Origin of the sequence: Alcanivorax sp. P2S70 (assembly GCF_000475295.1) — a bacterium.
In the GTDB taxonomy this organism is placed as follows: Bacteria; Pseudomonadota; Gammaproteobacteria; order Pseudomonadales; family Alcanivoracaceae; genus Alcanivorax; species Alcanivorax profundi.
The window spans coordinates 31,765-51,114 of record NZ_AXBZ01000022.1 but is presented as its reverse complement, the minus strand read 5'-3'; the positions used below and the strand labels follow the sequence as shown (position 1 = coordinate 51,114).

The 19,350-nt window shown below is 57.9% G+C and carries 10 protein-coding genes; 1 reads left to right on the top strand and 9 read right to left on the bottom strand.

All coding sequences use genetic code 11. From position 1 onward, the window contains the following. Nucleotides 1-201: 201 nt before the first annotated feature. Nucleotides 202-1,050 carry a metal-dependent hydrolase gene (locus Q672_RS25155; protein WP_022985235.1) on the top strand — a complete coding sequence of 283 codons (849 nt, stop codon included), beginning with the start codon at nt 202-204 and terminating at the stop codon, nt 1,048-1,050. Nucleotides 1,051-1,101: 51 nt separating this feature from the next. Here Q672_RS25155 and Q672_RS25150 read toward each other — a convergent pair whose 3' ends face one another. The 9 genes from Q672_RS25150 to Q672_RS25110 form a co-directional block, all read right to left on the bottom strand. Continuing rightward, nucleotides 1,102-6,687, bottom strand: coding sequence for an alpha-2-macroglobulin family protein (locus tag Q672_RS25150; protein WP_022985234.1), 5,586 nt, complete (start codon nt 6,685-6,687; stop codon nt 1,102-1,104). A 496-nt stretch (nt 6,688-7,183) separates the two neighbouring features. Further along, a complete protein-coding gene (pelG, locus tag Q672_RS25145; RefSeq protein ID WP_022985233.1) occupies nt 7,184-8,554 on the bottom strand; it encodes an exopolysaccharide Pel transporter PelG in 1,371 nt (456 codons plus the stop codon). Next, the gene (gene pelF / locus Q672_RS25140; RefSeq protein WP_022985232.1) at nt 8,554-10,098 is read right to left on the bottom strand and encodes a GT4 family glycosyltransferase PelF; all 1,545 of its coding nucleotides are present in this window, start codon (nt 10,096-10,098) and stop codon (nt 8,554-8,556) included. Before pelF ends, pelG begins: the two co-directional genes overlap by 1 nt. Then, entirely contained in the window at nt 10,079-11,086 is a 1,008-nt protein-coding gene (locus tag Q672_RS25135) for a hypothetical protein (RefSeq protein WP_031226390.1), read from the bottom strand. The genes pelF and Q672_RS25135 overlap by 20 nt, the downstream gene beginning before the upstream one ends. Then, the gene (locus Q672_RS25130) at nt 11,079-12,413 is read right to left on the bottom strand and encodes a PelD GGDEF domain-containing protein (RefSeq protein ID WP_022985230.1); all 1,335 of its coding nucleotides are present in this window, start codon (nt 12,411-12,413) and stop codon (nt 11,079-11,081) included. Before Q672_RS25130 ends, Q672_RS25135 begins: the two co-directional genes overlap by 8 nt. Then, nucleotides 12,413-12,925 carry a hypothetical protein gene (locus Q672_RS25125; RefSeq protein ID WP_022985229.1) on the bottom strand — a complete coding sequence of 171 codons (513 nt, stop codon included), beginning with the start codon at nt 12,923-12,925 and terminating at the stop codon, nt 12,413-12,415. The genes Q672_RS25130 and Q672_RS25125 overlap by 1 nt, the downstream gene beginning before the upstream one ends. A 10-nt stretch (nt 12,926-12,935) precedes the next feature. Beyond that, entirely contained in the window at nt 12,936-15,698 is a 2,763-nt protein-coding gene (locus tag Q672_RS25120) for a tetratricopeptide repeat protein (protein ID WP_022985228.1), read from the bottom strand. Further along, entirely contained in the window at nt 15,695-16,570 is an 876-nt protein-coding gene (locus Q672_RS25115) for a hypothetical protein (protein WP_022985227.1), read from the bottom strand. Before Q672_RS25115 ends, Q672_RS25120 begins: the two co-directional genes overlap by 4 nt. Then, a complete protein-coding gene (locus Q672_RS25110) occupies nt 16,533-19,298 on the bottom strand; it encodes a bifunctional glycoside hydrolase 114/ polysaccharide deacetylase family protein (protein ID WP_022985226.1) in 2,766 nt (921 codons plus the stop codon). Before Q672_RS25110 ends, Q672_RS25115 begins: the two co-directional genes overlap by 38 nt. Between the last annotated feature and the right edge of the window lie 52 nt (nt 19,299-19,350).

Genomic DNA, 19,350 nt, shown 5'->3' with positions numbered 1-19,350 from the left:
TTTTCGATGGATGGACATACAACTTCAAAATCGCGCCTAGATTGCGAACCAGCCTGAAAGACTGAGCACGCAAGGCGTTATTCAGAGGCTCCCTAGTGTTTCTTTTGCGTATCCGACTGTCACAGTGACCTTGTAATTCTGCCAAATCGAGCGCTAAGTGGAAGAGGACCACGAAGAAAGCGGCAAGGGAGTGAGATAACAATGAAAATGCACATCATGCCGGTTCGCCGGAACCTCAAGTTCCATGTGCCCGACGAGCAGGTGCTCAACTGGCACAACTGGGGCCCCACGGTCACCCAGTTCTTCAATACACTGTCGCTGTTTTTCCCTGAGGGAGAGCGGTTCTTTATCAATAGCGTTCGCAAATACCGTGACCGGATCGACGACCCGGAATTGCAGGAAGCCGTGCGTCATTTTATTGGCCAGGAAGCCATGCACGGGCGCGAGCATGAAGACTACAACCAGAAGATGGTGGAAGCCGGATTACCGGTGGACACTCAGGAGCTGATCGTCACCAAGTTGCTGGATGCGGTGAGCCGTTATCTGCCGGATTCCATGCAACTGGCAGCGACCGTGGCCCTGGAGCATCTCACCGCCATTCTTGCTGATGTACTGTTGCGCGAGCCAGACCTGATCGACGGCTCAGACCCGGCTTACCAGAAGCTTTGGCACTGGCATGCGCTGGAAGAAACCGAACACAAGGCGGTCGCGTTTGATGTGTTCGAGACGGTGTTTGGCCGTGGCCTGAAGGCCTGGCTGTTACGCTCCAGCGCACTGGTGCTGGCCACCACCATTTTCTTTGCCCTGTTTTATCCGTTCTACCTGATCAATACCTGGAAAGTTGGCCAGCTGTTCAACCTCAAGGGCTGGTGGCAATCCTTCCGGTTCCAGTGGCTGTCACCTGGCGGCCTGCGCCGGGTGATCCTTCCCTGGCTGGACTGGTTCAAGCCGGGCTTCCACCCCTGGGACCATGACAACCGCGAATACCTGGCCGAGATGGATCAGCTGATCGGCGATGTGGAAGGCTACCAAAAGGATCAGGCCGCCTGAGCCCGCGCATGGCTCCCTTGCCTTGGCAGGGAGCCATGTTAGCGGCCCGGGTCAGCGCTTCACCTCGACCCACTGCCCTTTGCTTCTCGCCTGATAGCGGCCGTCGTACATGGCTTCCGCTGTCCAGGCCGGCAGGTAGAAACGCCCGGCGAAGGTAGCATTGAGGTTCACTGACAGAGACAGTGCATTCTTGCTGCCCGGCGCCAAATCGAAGTAATGCATGACGCGGTCGTCGCGAACATCCTGATAGGTCACCTTTTCCTGATTCCCCCCTTCGCTGGCACTGCCATCCAGACGACTGCTGGTGATCTGCCAGCCTGACGGCAGGATCTGGGTCAGGGCCACGTTGTCGAGGGTGCGCTGGGTGATGTTGGTCACGGTAATCCGGGCGGTGAAATCCTGGCCCTGGGTCAGGCTGGACGGATTCACCGATTGACCATTGGCGCTGAACTGCACGGCCAGTCGCAACCCTTCACTCACCGCCTGCTCGTTACCGGGCTCTGGCGTGCCGCGTTGGCTGAGGGTGACAAACAGTTTGCGATCACTGTCGTTACGCACGGTCAGCCCCTCGCCCCCGGCCTGCAATGTCTGGCGCGTTACCGGCGAGGTGGCGGCCACTTCCTGCCAGCCCTGCTTGCCTTCCTTGACGGCATACTGGTAGCCCTTCGCCTCCCCCTGGGCGCCGGCATAACGGGCCATGGCCATCAGCGCCCACGCGGTGCTCTGGGTACTCAGCCAGTCGTCACCCGCCAGTTGATCGGCAATATTGCGCGCCAGTGTCCAGGCATGCTGGGCATCGCCCTGGGCCTGGCTGACCGTCAGGCGAATGGCATCGTCACGCAGCAGCGAACCATAGCTGTAGCGGGCACCATCGTTGTCCAGCCCGGTGGCTTTCAGGGTGGTCAGCTCGGCCGCCACATCAGTCAGGCCCATCTGCTGATAAGCCGCCGCCAGCAACCAGCGCCCGGTGTGATAACTGCTGCTGCGGCGATAGTCCTGCTCGGCCATCTGCAGTCGTTCACGCAGGCGGTTCATGACACCAACCTGGGGACTACCGGACAGGGCCAGGGTGTACTGACGATAGGCTTCCGCACTCCATTCCCAGGGACGGTCCCCCAACTGCTGGCTGCGCCGAATCTGGTAACGCTGCCAGTTATCGAGCATCTCTGCCGGCACCGCATACCCGAGACGGCGCGCTTCCAGCAGGAAGTGCCCGGCGTAGGTGGTGCCCCAGTCATCGGCATTGGCCAGGCCCGGCCAGTAGCTGAACCCACCGCCGTGCATCTGGAAGGTCTGCAAGCGCTCGACGGCGGCGCGGATGTTGTTTTCGATATCCTGCTGCTGGCTGTCATCCAGCGACATCAGTTGCGGCAGATACAATTGCGGCAACGCCGCCGAGGTCGTCTGCTCGATGCAACCGTGGGGATAGCGCAGCAGGTAATCCAGACGCCGCTCCAGCCCCATGGCCGGCAGGCTGCTCACGGCCAGCGAGGCGCTGTTGGTGCCGGGCAGCCCGTGAGGGGCGGTTTCCAGCGCCCAGGTCTGGCCTTTCTCAAGGACCTTGAAGGTATCGCGTGTGGTCGGCGGATTGGCAGCGCGTACCGGCAGGTTCACGATTTCGCGGGCCTCGTGCTTGCCCCCTTTTGCCGTGACGGTAATCTCGCCAATCCCTGTCTGCTTCCTGGCCGTGACCCGCAGCATGGCAATTTGATCCGACGGCCCGGTAAAGGTGAGTTCGGTGCTGGCCTTGTCCAGCGAGAACAGGCGCTCATCAGCCCCCACGCTCAGCGTGACCTTGTTAAGGCTGTCATCAGTCACAAACACGGTTACCGGCAGATCCACACTCTCACCCGGGCCCAGCACCCGCGGCAGGCTGGTGAGCAGGGTCAGCGGCTGGGTCACGGTAATGTCCTTGTCCGCCTTGCCGTAGGCGCCGTTGTCACCGGCCACCACCATCACCCGCACCTGCCCCATATAGGGCGGCAGGGTGATCTCGTGCTGGGCGGTCTCACCGGCTTCCAGCGAGAACGGCCCCAGGAACGACACCACCGGCGGGAAACGGCGACGCTGTTTGTCGCGGCCATCGTCGCTGCCATCGGAGCCCCCGAGGGCGAGCAGCTGATCCAGCTCGGCCCCATAGGCACCTACCACCATGTCGAACAAATCCCAGGTCAGCACACCCAGCGCCTCGCGCTGGTAAAACGCCTTGTGGGGATCCGGGGTCTGGAAGTTGGTGAGTCCGAGCAGGCCTTCATCCACCAGCGCCAGGGTGTAGGTCATGGCCTTGCCCTGTGTTTCGCTGACTTCGATACGGAAGGTTTGCTCCGGTTTGACCTTGTCCGGTGCGTTGATCTGCGGTTCCAGGCGGGTGGCCGGATCGTCCACCAGCAGCGGCACGATGCCGTACAGCCGAATTGGGCGGTCATTGTCTCGCTGGTGTGGCTGCAGCAACGCCACATGCACATAGACATTGGGCGCCATCTCGCCAGTAATCGGGATGTCCAGGGTCTGGGCATCGCCACTGGCGGCCAGCCAATACTGGTCGATCACCCGGGAGCCGGTTTCCAGCGTCACCAGCAGTCGTCCATTGGCCACTGCGGGCAATTCAATGCGGGCGGTGTCGCCGGTCTGGTAGCGGTCCTTGTCGGCGCCCAGGCTGAGCCGGGTAGCCGCATCCTGATTGTCGCTGGCGCGGTCCCAGCTCCATCCCAGGTACACCGTCTGCGAGGCGCAATGCTCACTGGCGGTATCGCACACCCGAATCAGGTGACGCCCCCACTCGTAATCTTCACCGTTCAGGGTCCACTGGGCACGGCCGTCGGCGTCGGTCGTCAGCTGCGCCTCGGACACCACCTTGGTGTGCGGGTCACTGATAAAGTGCGTGAGGTTCTCGCCGGAACGGTCCCACCACCAGCGCCAGTCAATTTCGTACACGGTGATCTGCAGGGGCCGGCCGGCGAGGGGTTTGCCATCGCTGTCCACGCTGATCAGGTCGATACCGTGCTGCTTGTCGCGGGCCAGCGAGTTACCCCAGCCGCTGCCCTGCGGGATACGCAGCCCCGCCCATTGCGCATAGGGGTACACCGGCACGCTACGAATTTGGGTGCTGTAATCGCCGCTGTTTTCAAACACCCGGGTGGTCAGGGTGGCCCGCAACATACCGGGGGGCAGATCCACCGGCACGGTCAACGGGAAAGTGGCTTTGCCCCGGGCATCTACGCTGGCCTCGAAGGCCGTGAATGGCTCACTGCCCAATGCCCGGGTGCGATCATCAAACTGGTAGGCATCCAGCCCGGCAAAACGGGTGGCTTTCGGCGTCACGCGAACCTTCACATCGGCCTTCAGGTTGGCCGCAGTGGCACCATTGAGCCACTGACTGAACAGGGTCACTGGCGTGGCCTCGTTGGCGGGCACTTTTTCCGGCAGGTCCAGCTCGATCTTCAGACGATTGGGTTTGATGGCCTCGACCCGCAACGGGGTATCGAAATAACGCTGGCCCAACCGGGCGACAGCCCGCCAGTTGCCGGTCGGAGCGGACTCCTGGGTGCTGAGGGTGAAGGCATAAAAACCGTTGAGCGGAGACTCCAGGGTGTAGCTGTTGACCTTGTTGCCGCGCGGATCGAACCAGTCCAGGGTCAGGGGGTGATCATCCGGGATACGGTCTTCGGGGTCCTGCAACACAAAGGTCAGGTGAATGTCGTCCCCGGGGCGCCATACATCCCGCTCGCCGTAGAAGAACCCTTTCAGGCCATCGTGCACGCGCTCGCCGCCCGTGTTGAACTGATTGGTGGGTAACGCCCGGTTGCGGGCCAGTTTCAGAAAACCGGTGTCGCGATCCTTGACGGCTTTCAGGTAGAACGGCGTGCCTTCAACCTTGATGGCGACCATGCCTTCAGCGTCTGTCAGGCCCATGCCGATCTGCTGCTGTTGATAGTTATAGACCTTGACCACCACGTCTTCCGCCGGGGCATTGGCATCCAGCGACGTCGCCACCACATGGAGGTCATCGCCCTGCCCCTGCTTGGCGATCAGCCCCAGGTTGGACGCCAGAAACGCCCGGGTACTGCTGGCCAGATCGTTGTAGCGGTAGTAGCTGTCGGAGCAGGGATTGTCCTGTTCATACCAGCTCAGGTAACCGGCATCGCGGTAGTAACGGCTGACATCCACCTGATCGTGATCCTGGCCGGGGCCTTCGTAGTTGTCCGGCAGGGTGGTTTTTCGGCTCAGGGCTCCTTCCGGGCAGCTGTAGCGAATGTCGTCGCCATCAATGGTGAGGGTTAAATGCAGCAAACCGTTGGGATGGCTGGCCATCAGCTCGGTGAGATCGAGTTGGTAACGCTGCCAGCCCTCATCTGCCGCCGGCAGCGGGATGGATTTCTGCCACAGATAACGACCAGCACGAGTATCCATGTGCCCTTCGTCCAGCTCGCTGCCCTGCAGGTACTGGCCAATGTTGTCATCGAATACGCGGAACGCCTGTACCTTGACGCTGTTAACACCCGCGGCTTCGAACGGCACGCTGAGAACCTTGCCATTGGGCAGAATGGTGCCCTTGCCGACAAAGCGAACGCCGGGGCGGGTCATCATCAGGGTCAGGGTCTTTTCCAGTTTCTTGCCGAGCCGGGCCTGCTTGGCAGAACGGACTCCCGCCTCGACCACCAGTTTCACCGCCTCGTTGCTGTCGTCTTTCGGGTAGACCCGCAGCCGGCTGCCATCCACTTCCGTGCGCGGCTTGAGGTCACCATCCAGGGTGACCAGCCCCATCAGATTCTGGGTTCCCTGCAGCGGCTCGGAGAAATTCACTTCCACATGGGGCTGCGGATAATTCACTGCCCGCACATTGGTGACGGCGAAAGTGGCGATGGCCGGCACCCCATAATGGCGCTCGCCGCTGTTGTTCAGTCCCAGGGGCTCGCCGTCCCAGCTGAGCGTCAGGCGGCCTTCGCTATCGCCCCGAACCACCTCACTGACGGTGAAATCATGGCGTAGCCCCGCGGCATCATGCTGCCAGCGAATCACCGGTGAGCCGCCCTCAAGGCGGGCACGCAACACTGCCTCCACCGTGGCGGCCTCGGCCACATCACGGGTTTCCAGGCTGCCGCTGAGCACCATGGTATCGCCCTGTTCTGCTGGCAGCAGGGATTGCACCGTCAGGGTCATCTGCTGGCGCATCACCTGCAGCGGCAATTCGGCCACGGGCAGCTTGTCATCGACCCCCTCGAGCCCCTGGGCGAATAGCAGCAAGGTCACCGATTCGCCACTGGCAAAGGGCTCTTGCGGCTGCACGGACAAGGTATCCGGGCTCGTCGCCACCACGGTCACCGGTTTCTGTGACGCCAGCCGGGCGACGCCAGAGACGGGCTTGCCGACTTGTTGCTGGCCGAAAACCGGATGGCTGAAACGGACGACGATGGCACTGCGGGCACTGATCAGGCCGGAAGGCACAGCCGCCAGATGGGCCTGCCAGCGATCATCAACAGAGGCCGCAGTCTGGCTCTGTGGGGCGTCCACTTGCGGTGTACCGGGATTGGCCTCGGGACGATTCTGATCGCTTCCGGCATTGTTATCACAGGCGACGAGACTGATTACCAGGCCCAACAGGAGGAGCCGGCAAACGTTGGCAAGCGGTGACGACATGAATCCTTTCCCTCTGGTCGATAAGTGCGTCAAACATAGCATAGGCCTGCCACAAAAAAGTGTGGTGACGCGGGCCCTTGTTATTCCTTTGAGACGGACAAAACCGCATAACGAGACGCGAGAGCTTGATAAACGCACCAAAACGGAACGCAAGTGCAAATATTGACCATCAGACCCAAGCGGAACGGCTGCAAAGCGAATGCGCGTGCGAACAAGTGTCCACATAATGTTCCCGTCGATGAGGTCCCATCCATCGATGGCGGAGTTCTGCTCCGTGATAGCTCTCCCGAGCCAAACTATTATCGGCGCCCTTTGGGCGCCGTTTTTTTTGCCTTGAATGCTGAAAAGCCAGGTTTCGAAGAGAGAACGCGGCAACGACGTAGCGGTGATTCCACAGCCGACGTGTCAACAATCACCCCGTTGGTTCCGCCAGCCCCCCCACCGCGCCGAGCCTGCGGCGCTACCCAAGCCGGTAGCGGCGGGGCCCCCTTGCCGCTTAATGCAGCATGAAAGTAATGTACTCCAACTCGCCCATCTTGCGATTCACCAGCCACAACCCCAACAGCACGCATACCGCCAGCGCCAGCAAAAAGCCAAACCCGAAAAACTGGGGCCCCAAATACAGGCTGATACCGGTAAAGAGAATATTGAGAACCAGGAATAACCCGGTGAGCAACACCAGCATGCGTCGCTGATCCAGGTAACAGAACACATTGATAATCGCCAGGAATACCACCTGCAGGGCAGTGGCGATCAACTGCACCTTGAGCAAGGGTAGATACAGTTCGGAAATGCCAAGGGCAGCAAAGATCTGTGCGCCGGTGACCATCAATAACAGCGCAGCAATGGCCTGAATCTTGAGAATCTGGAAAATCCCCTGGCGAATCACGAACACCATCTGATTTCGCTGTTCTTCAATGTAAGACAAGGAGCCACCGTCACGCACTGCATCGTAGAAGTTGCTGTAATGCTCCACAAAGTCGGTTTCCATACGCACCAGAAAAACCGCCATGCCGGGGATCAACGACAGGTAAGACAGGAAAACCGGGATATCGTAAATAAGTGATGCCCGCAGGGGGCCAATCACATCGCTGCCGGTGCCGGAGTAAAACCAGAACATGGCCTTGTCTGCCCACACACCGGCATTGTAGAAAAAACCGACCAGCATCAGCGAGGGATACAGGTATTTGCCGGAGAACATCTCAAACGAGACAATCGTTAATGCGGGATAGCCTCGGATGATCAGCACCAGCATACCGCCCAGCAGCGTGACCTGCCCAAGCAGAAACCCCAGCAGCAGGCCTTCCAGATCCATAAACCTGAGCAGCAAGGCAGCAGCCACAGTCACCGTATAGCCGAGGGCATACAGCCACAGGATCGCCTTGTATTGCTTCATGCCGGACAAAAAAACCGTGGCAATCCAGATATTCGACAACACCACAAAACTGGCCACCAGTAGCACCCGATACAAGATGCTCTGCCCGGGAAAAAGAAACAATCCAATCAGCAGCGAAAGGCAGCCGGAAATCAGCGTTACCAGCACTGTGACCCCGCCGAAATTGGGCAGAATCATATCCTCCCGGTGTTCAAAGGAACGGTCCGCACAGAACCGGGTAAACGCGAGCTGGACAACCCCGGTCAAAATCAGGCTTCCCGCGATCAGGTAGGTAACTGTCACCTGAAAGCGCGTCACCGCCAGATCCGGCACCACTACCCCGAGACTGAATATCCCGATAATCAGGATACCGATGATGGACAACACCCAGGGGCCCGAGCTGATCACACCAGCGTAGGCGTACGCCCGAATCAACCCCAGCAAGGTATCCTTGCGAAGCAGCTTACGCAGCTCAAAGCCAATCCCCGCCATTAGTGCTGCCCTGTCTGTTTGGAGAGACCGTTACCTTCCATGAGTTGCTGATAAATCTCACGGTAAGCACCGAACATCATCTCCTGGGTATATAACGCTTCCACCCGGCGAATCCCGGCTTGCTGTGCCCGATACCACTCCTCATCGTCGGATAATAACCGGGCAACTGCCTTGCCAAGCGCTTCCGGGTCAGCAATGCCAACGACCTCACCGGCTTTGCCATAGGCTTCATCTTCCGGTCCCAGCCCTTCAATCAGCTGCCGGCAAGACCCCACATCGGTGGAAACCGTGGGCACTCCCGCCGCAAACCCCTCCAGAATCACCAGCGGCAGAGCCTCACTGATAGAACTGAGCACCATGACGCCGACCTTCGGCAGCAACTCATCGATTTTCTGGAAGCCCAGAAACTTCACGTTCTTTTCCAGGCCAAGACTGGCGACCAGTCCATGGCACTCTTTGGCGTAGTCCTTGTCTTCATCTTCCGGGCCAGCGATCCATCCTTCTGCATCAGGAATTTCATTGACTAACGTGCGCATAGCCCGCAAAAAGGTTTTCACATCCTTGATGGGAACCACCCGCCCAAGCAGACAGGCGGTCTTTGGTACCTCCGGCCCACGGGCCGCACGAACCTTTTTCATTCGCGGTAAATCGATGCCATTGGGAATGTTCATGGTTCGCGATTCCGGCGCACCATCACTGACCTGACGCTCCCGATTGCGCTCATACAGAGCCACAATCTGGTCAGAGGCCATATAGCATTGGCGGCCCAGCTCGGTGAAAAAATTCACCCATTTCTCGCGAAAGTACGCCATCTCCGCATTGTTTTTTTCTACCAGGCCCCGGTTGTCACTGATCCACTCACTCTGAAACAGATCAATCTTGCGTTCCTTGGTATAGATACCATGCTCCGAGAGTAGCAGAGGCTTGCCGGTTCGGCGTTTCAACATGGCTCCCAGAAAGCCGGCATAACCGGTAGAAATGGTGTGATACATCTTTGCCGGTATCAGATTGTCAGCGATTTCATTCAGTACCCAGATAGGGGAATGCATGATTCGCACGGTCCAGAAATAATCCACAAAGGACGGATCCCGGCTATAGTCGCGGTAGGCCTGGGAGATATAGTCCCAGCTTGCCCTGCTATGTAGAAATGACTCTTCAGAGTAGACCTTGCCATCACCAAGGTTATTAACAATTTTCTCAAAAAGTCGGGCTTTTTCCTGATTGTCTGCACCGCTCTTGATCAATTCGTGGAAGGTACAGACATCCTTGTAAGCCTTGGTATTGCCATTGGATGGCCGCTTTTCCACGCCCCGTTTGAAATTGTGAAGATAGTGCACCTCCAGATGCACTACGTTGTCCGGTAATTCGTACTTCATATCACCGTAGTCTTCAGGACGACTACCGACAAAACAGCAGGCAAAGGTGTACTCCGGGAAACCACGAATGATCTGGTTCACCCAGCTGGACACTCCTCCACTCACATAGGGAAAAGTCCCTTCCAGCAGCAGACAAATATCGGCTTTGTCAGCGGTGGGCAATGCCATGACTTCTCCAGAATTCAACGGATTTATTAAGATTGGTGAACTGACTGTCATCGGAAATTTCTGACATCAATCGGCGGACCAGAATCAGTTGTCGCCGATCGAGGGCAATTTCAGCCAGCCACGGATTGACCTGATTCGCAGACAATCCAAGACGCCGCGAAAAGACCAGCGACTGCTGGGCATCACCGTATTCATTTCTTGCCAGTTGAATCCGCCCGCGCAGTAACCACAGGCCCGCGTCCTGCGGCGCCTCCATCAGCGCCATATCGGCATAGAAGGCTGCTTTTTCCAGGGCAATAGCGCGAATGTCACCGCGCACCAGATCCTGATAGTTCAATTCCCAGTAAAGTTCAGATAGTCGGCGGGCAAGCCGATAGCGACGGGACTCTTTGGCCCGCTCCAGCATCTGCATGGCACGCTCGATATCCCGCGTAATGACCTTTTCCTTTTGATCCAGAATGCCGTAGGACAGCAGTCTCACATCTTCATATCTGTCACCGAGCGACTCACGCAGTACCTTGCCGGTGACCTTCGCTGGCATATCCTTCAATACCAACATCCCCTGCACCCGCAAAGCATCAGGTGACTCACTATCGGATAACAGACTTTTCAGATCGATTTGCCGAAAGCCACTGCCTGCTGATGCCTGTACCGGGGTGAAATAGGGCTTCTCGATGACGCCGAAATGATGCTGCCGGAAGGTCGCAGGAAGCCAGATACCCAGAACCACCCCGCCCAACAGTGTCAGCAAACCGATTGCCGGAATGAAAAAAGCAAATCCGAAGATCAAAACCCAGGACAGGATTTTGGGGGTCTTGAAGCGTGCAGGGAGCACACTCCACGCCACCACCGTCATTAATGCCGATGCCAAACCGTGGGATACCAGGTACAGCAAAAAGATACCTAGAGAGGCTTCCTTGCTAAGCAGCAGTAGCAGGGAGCCCAGCTCCGCACTGACTGCATAGATAAGCAGCTTCAGGCTAGACACCAGCGGCTCCCAGTAACTCCGATACCTGCTGTTCCGGATCTCTTCCATCCAGATGCCGGTAGAAAAACTGCACTCCTGCCTGGCGCAAGCTCATAAAGGCAAATTCATCTTGTAGCCAGCTTTCTGTGCGCAGCACAAAGCCTTCCAGCCCGGATTCTCCGGTCATGGGCATCATGATCATGAGTATGTTGTCGTTGATCCACCAGGCCAGATCGAGACTACGCAGCCCCCGCGCCAAGGCATCGAGTATCAGCCCTGCTTGCTCACTGTCATCTGCCACAAACAAGGTGAGTGCCGTTTCCACTCGCACGTCGGTACGCAATCGCGTGAGGGCCACCAGCTCACTGCCCATACGGAAAGGCAGACCCGGCCAGCGGGCAAGCATGGTTTGGGTTTCTGGTCCGCTGTGCACCACGTCCGCATAAAAGTTGAGCAGCACGGAAAGCAATTGCAGGTTTTCGTAGTTGATCGAGAGGAAGGGCAATCGCTCGACGACAAGCACACCAATGGTCTGGCCAGCACTGGTAATGATTGGCGAGGCCACCAGATAGAGCCCATGATAATTATCATCGTGATCTGATTGCTGAACATGGGCGAGCAGCTGGTTGTCCAGCGCATACTCCAGCAACGCATTGTTGCGCTCAAGGGGTTTGTTCTCGCCGAGGGTAGCCGCCGGTTTGTCCTGTATTTCCCCTTGCACAACCGGATAAATCGCCGCACGTTGAAGTTGGCAATACTCTGCCAGCAAACCCGACAGGTCATCGGCGGCAGGCAAGGTAACATCCTGGCTTTCGTCAAGAATCAGATCCCGTAAACGGGTGAGTGCATCGCGCACCGTATACGGTTTGATCAGCAGATTTTCTTCAAGCCGGTCATGGGAAAGACGCAGCAATACGTAGCGTTGGGTCAGATTCTGAAGGCGCTCAAGTGCATAGCTGGCCGCGCTGTCCGCTCGCATCAATCGGACCCGCCAGAGATCGGCAAACTCCCCGGCAATCAGGGTTATGATAAACCCGCCGAGCATGGTGCTTTCCGGAAAATCATGACCAATGTAATAACCGAGAAAGCGCAGGATAAACCAACAGGCAATCAGGCACAGCATCGCCAGCACACCAATCAGGCTGCCGTATCGAAGCGCCAGCAACAGTGGCACCAACAGGACCCAACGGAAGGTGTCTATCAGGGTGAGGGGGTCTTCAGGGCGTAACCATACCCCAATGCCCACAGCCACAGCCGTGAGCAGTACGGTTTCAAGCACTGCCCAGGTCGCCCCTTTCATGGGCGCCATGATTGCGGCCAGCTTTCCGTTGCCGATCCGTTCGAGCATTAGTTGATTACCGGTTTCAGTAATTTATCGATGACCTTTTGCCCGGTCTCACTCAGGGAGTCTCGTGCCCAGCCTGCGCGAGAACCGGTACCGCTGTATACGATTTCACCGGAAGGCAACTCACGTATTTCCAGCATTACCCCCACAGCCGGTTCACCATCGACTCCCGTTTTGTAGCGCCATTCATGCACCACACCACTGACAACGTAAGTCGCATCCTGGGTGGTGATCCACTGTGCCATTTTTTTGCGGATGGCGGGTGAGGAGGCTTCAAACAGTACACCATCATTATCGGTTTCCGGGTAGGCCTCGACTCTCTGAACACCATGACGGTAGAGAACAGACTCGACGATGGCTGCCGCTCGCAACCCGGCCTGGGGTGTTGCGGTACGGTTCACCAGCGGCAACACCAGCCAGGTTCCCTGCCCGGGCACACTCACATCCTGGCTACTGCGAACGTGGGTGCAGCCCGCCAGCACGGCGATCAGCAACACGCTTATCAGTACTCTCATGGCAACTCTCCTAGTAATAGATCCTGTATTCAAATGCCGCTCGATAGCTGTCTTCACCGCTACCGCCAGTATTCAATTGCTGTTCCAGATACAACTTCCAGCCATCGCGCCCGATGAATGGTCCCTCAATCCCCGCGCGGCCGGTAAACCCACTGCCAGACAAACTGTTGTGGCTGTAGCCCAGCTCTGCCCATCCTTGCAGCCGGTGCGGGCGTAAATGGACATCGGGCATGCCCAACAGCAAGGTCAGCTCTGTCTCGTGATAATCTTCCGGGATAGCGACGGCAGATTGTCCGGGCGGCAAAAGCGCTTGCACCTCATCCATACTCTCGCGCTCTTCGTCAAAGGCAGCGCGGGTATGGCGCCCTTTCAGGCCAGGGGAAAACCGCGACAACCAGGGGCGCCAGGTGCTTTGAACATTCACGATTGTGCCACTTCCGAGGGTTTCGCCATCCAGGTCATGGTAGGTGTAGTCCGACAGGTCCACGCTGTTTTGCCAGGTCGACGAGGGCGACCAGGCCAAACCGTATCGCAGCCCGGTGCGCGCGCCCCCCAGCAACAATAAGGACGATTCATCCGCCGGCATCTGCCATTGGTAACCCAGGGTGACAGACCAGTCGCTGTGCCAGGCACCACCCATTTCCAATTCGGCCATGGTCTCATGGTGATCCAGCAAATCACGCTGTCCAACGAAAAACGACTGCCGATACCGGCCGCGCTTATGGTTCCAGTAGAGTCCTGCCCGGTGCTCCTGATCATCGACAACAAGCAGCGTTTCATCATTGCTGGTGAACTCACGTCGATCGTACTGGAACACCAGTTCGCTGTGGTCACTGACCGGCTGGAACTGGGTAAACTGCAAATCGAGTACCTCCAGTGCCCCCAATCGACGACGCTCAAGCCCCAGCCCCGATGAACGGGCAGAAGGCAGGAGCAAACTCTCCTGGAGCATGACTTGCCCGGCCAACTCTGGTGCCCCCTGCTGGATTTTCATCAGGGTGGCCGCCGCTTGCCTTTCCTCATCCAGCCTGACCTGGGTGTCCAGCTGTTCCGACAAGGTCAACCGATGCCAGTACTGCTCACGAACGCTGGCCACCTGGTCCTGATCGTCCTGTAAAGCCGCATAGGCCAAAGCCGATCCGGCCTGCAGCTCTCCCTCCGCTCGCCACTTGAGGAGATACCAGCTTTGCGCCAATTCACGGCTATCTTGATACAGCGACCACTGTGCCAGCCATTCCGCACGGGTGGCCGCAGCAATATCAAGGTCAGGCTCTGTCATGGCTTGTGCCCTTGCCAGTGACGCATCACCGCTCTCGAAGGTCTGACTCAGCGTCAACAGCATGAAGCGGTATTCGGTGTTCCGGGCGGGATCGATACTCGACGGCAAGTCACGCCACAGGGATCGCAGGATTGGCCACGCCTGATCATGCCTGCCGGCCGTCATCAACGTCTGGGCGAAATTCCATTGTGCCAACCAGTCATCCGGCTGCTGCTTGAGCATCGCGCGCTGATAACGAAGTGCAGTCTCCGGATCACCAAGCTCCAGATAGGCGGCCGAGAAGGCCGCCCAATAGCGGCTGTCTGCAACCGCCTCATTCTGCCAGCGTTGAACACTTCGACGCAGTGCATCTTCATCTGCGGTGGCCACATTCAGCCACAACCAGTTGATTCTTGAGTCCCGGTCTCCAGGAGCGAGATATAACGCACGACGCAAAGTATTTTTCGCGGCCTGGTGCTGCTGATTCCGCAGCTCCAGACCGGCCACAAAACGCAGGAACGCAGGATCTTGCTCAAGCGTTTTCCGCTGCTCGGCACTGAGTCGACCAAGAAAAGCCTCAATACCCTGATAGTCGCCCCGATCTTGCAGCGCGTAGAGTACCGCCACCGCCATGTTGGGATCGTCCAGTTTTCCCCAGGCACGATCCAGCAATGCCGTCATCTGGTCTCGGTCGAAATAACGCAGAAGATTGATGAACATGTAGAGATCAGGGATGGTGTCATCATCATTCTCAACCAGGGTGTTGTAGCTGGCGATGGCCAGATCCCACTCACCCTGTTCCGCTGACATCACTGCCAGATAGCGGGTAACTTCCGGGTGGTAGTCCATTCGCTGCGCATCGCCTTGAAGGCCGGAGAGGGCTCCCCCCCTTTCGCCTTGAAGCCACAGCAGCCTCGCGGTATCCAGTGCCAGAGTCGGTTCAGGCCCGAACCGCTCCATATACTCGCGACCAAAACGGGCCGCCTGGACATCATCCCCCATATTCAGCGCGAGCAACTGCATTTCCCTGAGTGCGGCACGGCTGGGATAACGCCGATTCCACTGCTGCAAAAATTGCACGCCCTCTGCCGGTTTACCAAGCAATTCATATTGGCGGGCGATATCCTCAATCAGAACAGCATCATAGGGGTGTTCCTGCAGGGATTTCTTACGCGCCTCCATGATCAATTCATTGTTGTAGGTCGCAGGGGCCAGCTCCAGTACCGCCTCCCATGCTTGCGGGGAATCAGACAGGTTGGCGACTCGCTGCCAGGCTCTCAGGGACGTACTCATATCCCCTTGCCAGCGAGCAACCTGCGCCAAGCGCTCAAGCCACCGCACATCATCCGGATGCCAATACAGGGCACGGGTAATAACTTGCCTGGCACGGACCAGATTGCCGGCACCAACGAACACCTGATAACTACGATCGTAATACTGCTCGACATAAGGCTCGGGTGGCTGGGCATGAGCCACCCCCGCCAGCAGGACTCCGGCAGCAATCAGCCGCTTCATCGGCTCGCCTCAACGCCGGGGAGATTGAGCAGTATCACGGCATATCGCTGGGCCCGGGCCATGTCTCCACCGGCCTGGGCAAGCAGCATTAACCGGTACACCACCTCTTTATCGGCAATAAAGCTTCGCTCCCGGCGCTCGGCCAACGCCAGTGCCTGCGCATGAAGACTGCCGGCCACCAGAACGTCCAGTGCCGACAGAAAATACGCTTTGCGCACGTCGTAATCACCGCGTGCGTCCATGGCCCGAAGATAGGATGTGGCAGCCGCTTGATAATTGCCATGCGCCAGGTGCACCGCCGCAGCCTGCTCATGCCATTGCGCTGGGGTATCGGATTGCACGGCAATACGGCTGTAGGCCATTGCTGCCATCTCGGACTGATTCAGGGCGAGAGCCATGTCCGCATATTCCTCACGCTGCGGCCGGGTCAGGGCTCCCCAGTCCACTGCGTTGAGGCGTTCTACCGTTTCATATTCCAGCATGGTACCGACACGGTCTCTGGGGGGCAGAGCCATTAAGCGGTGGAAATCCTTTAACAACCTCAACCAGCCCACATCGCCATCATGAAAGTGGCCATGGCCGGCAATCAGCACCAGCTGATTTTCTGCTTCCTGAAAGCGCCCTAACATAATCAGTTCACGGGCCATGAGCAGGCGCAATTCATCATCATTGGGCTTGGCTTTGAGCCAGGCCTGCATATAACTGAACGTCACGGCATCCAGGCGCGCATTGCGTAACGTGGATGACAGATCCCGTGGAAAAATCATCCAGCACACCACAGCAATCAGCAGCAGGAACGCCAGTAATTCATGTAACCCCATTACCCGGAGGCGTTCACTGCGAACATTGTAGCCGTAGCTCAGTGAGCTCATGCTTCGCACTCCGGTAGTGGTAAACAGATCCTTCCCGGCGAACCGGAGCAAGGCGCTTGCCCGCCTGCCGCATTGTGCAGCCTTCGGCATTGCCGATTGAAAACTCCAGGCCGGCATAGCCTTTTAGCGAAAAAGCCAGCCCCGACCGGGTTTGCGTAAAATCTGTGAGGCGGGCATTCGCCTGCTGAAGGTAGGGGCGCTTGTGGTTACCGGCCTTCCAGCTGGCCGTCGCCCCCTGCATATGCAGATATCGGCCGGGCTTGTCGACACGGTAACCGGCTAACCCCTCACTGTTACCCATATCCGGTAAGTCCAGCGACTCAGGCAAACGCAGTGTCCGTAATTCACCGCCGCCTCTCACGAGCCAGCGGTCTGCTTCGCGTGCGATGGCCATCTGGTTGAAATCCAGAACCTTACGCACGTATTCCGAGGCGAACAGGGGAAAAAGGGGCTGGTCTTGCGCCCATTGATACACGGTAACAAGCGACTTCAGCGATGCATTCTTACTGGCGATGTAGGTGTGGTAATAGATATCGACCGGTTTGAACCGATAAGGGCTTTCCGTCATCTCAAAGGTTTCGATCACCCGTTCAAAGCCGTAAAACGGTCCGGTCCATTCGCGGGTATAAATGTTTTCGTTCTGGTTGGGAGCATAGACTTGATACTCCTCCCCCTTGGGCAAACCGATACCCTTGATCAGGGTCCAGGTCGGCGCGCTGCGAGTGATAGTGGTATCGCTGCCGTTCATGTTCAGCAGCCCATGCTCACGAGCAGCCGTCAGCGCTTCAGGAGTGGGTACAGTGTCACCACTCCATAGCACCATGCGGGTTTTCTTGCCGGGAGGAAGCAGGTTTTTCTCGATATAGTCTGCTGAGCCGGCAACCTCACGCACGGGGTCCATTTTGTAATCCGGGATAGCAAGACGAAGTTGCCCTTCAGGGCCAAACAGATCGCCTGGATTGTTCTGCGCGTCATACCAGAAAAACGGATGGGAGTAGGTATGCGTGGCAGCCTCGACATGGTCCAGCCTGAACATTTCACGGGCAATCTGTTGCAGCTCGGCGGCCTGATTCGGGTACAGTCCATCGCTGGCGATCTCCCCTTCAATCACCGAGATCGTGGTCGGCAGTGTGAATTTTTTCAGCACCTCTTCGAGTAATACACGAGCGTCTGCCTGCCCCTGATAATCACGCACTTCTGCCAGACTGGGGAAGCCATCACCATCCATGTGGGCAAAGCCCAGTCGCCGCCCGTTTTCTGTGGTCACATCAGGGATCGGCATGGCGGGCAAGCGCAATGCATCATGAAGAAAAGTCAGAGGATTGAGCATCCAGCGATCCAGGCCCTCTGCCTTGATCGTGGGCAGGGCGGCACGGATCAAGTAGGGCTGCATGGCATAGCCGCCCCACTCGGTGATCGCCACCGGCATGTAACGTTGGGAACCTGAAGCGATCTCCAGCCAGGGGGTTGTCGCCTGGGCATTGTAAAGCGGCTCTCCTACCGGCAGAAAGCGCGGCAGGGGGGCTTCGAACCCCATGCTTTCGTGCTGCCTGACAATAGAGGGCAACACCTGAGGGGTGGTCCTTGCCTGAAAACCGAAGATCTGGCCATTGGGGCCCAGAGGGTCAACAGCAGGGTAACCCAGCATCACAATGGGAACACCAGACTCACGCTGGCGAACCAGCCAGCTTTCAAAATCCGGGGAGGAAATGCCATCCTTCTCCAGCCACACCACAATGCCGGCATAGCGGCCACGCAGCTCCCCCGCCGGCATGGTATCGTCTATTTCCCTGATATCAGGGATCAAGCCCTGAAACTGCAAGGGCATCAGTCCGTAGCGAATTGCATCTGCATGCTCCCACAAACGCTCCTCGCTGCCACCGTGGATCAATAACACATCCCGCGGCAGCACTTCGCGGACCCCCAGCCCAAACCCGTCGATGGCCGGATTGGTGACCCACGGGATCAACCCATGATCTGCAATTTTCCTGGCCAACTGACGTGCCTGTTCGCGCTCCGCTGGCGGGGCGTAATCAATGGCAATACCGTCCACTTCAAATCGCTGGCGAAGCTGAGAAAATTGCTGCAACAACCATTCCCGGTCCGGGTCGGGAACAACCTGATAACTCTCCTTTTCGGGCAACCACCGCTGATAGAGGGACTCTGCTGCGATCGCGTCGACCTGGGCACGAACCATCGGCATCAGTTCAAAGCCGCGATTAAAGATAAAACGTGCATCGGGATACCGCTGAGACACCGCATTGATCAGCGCGGCAAGCCCCTCCCGTTGTTGCTGCCGGCCTTCTTCGTCAGTCACGCCAAGCTGATAACTATCCAGGGTGTCCAGAAAAAATCCACGGTAGCCGGCCTCCCAAAGTGGGGCAAAGACTTTCTCAACAAAGATATCCCGGAGTTCGGCTTGCGACTGGTCCAGCACCCAGGACCCCCAATTGCGATTCTTGCCGAGTCGCCATTGCGGCTTGATCAACGAGAAGTAGGAGCGTTGGGGCAAGACCTCGCCAAGACTGACGTACGCATAGAAACGTTGATCGGCAACGAATTCAGGAACGCGATCAGCCTGATCAGGCTCGACTACCGGGTAGTCATAGAGGGAGAGCTCGGACCACGGGATATTGGGCCCGTAATAAAATGCCGCCGCTTTGTCGGCATGTGCTGGCAAACACCATGCGAGTAGCAGGGCCACCGGAAATAAAACGCGTGCAAACAAATGTCACCCTGTCCTTGTGAGCCTGATTCACTATAGACAGTTATACATCAAC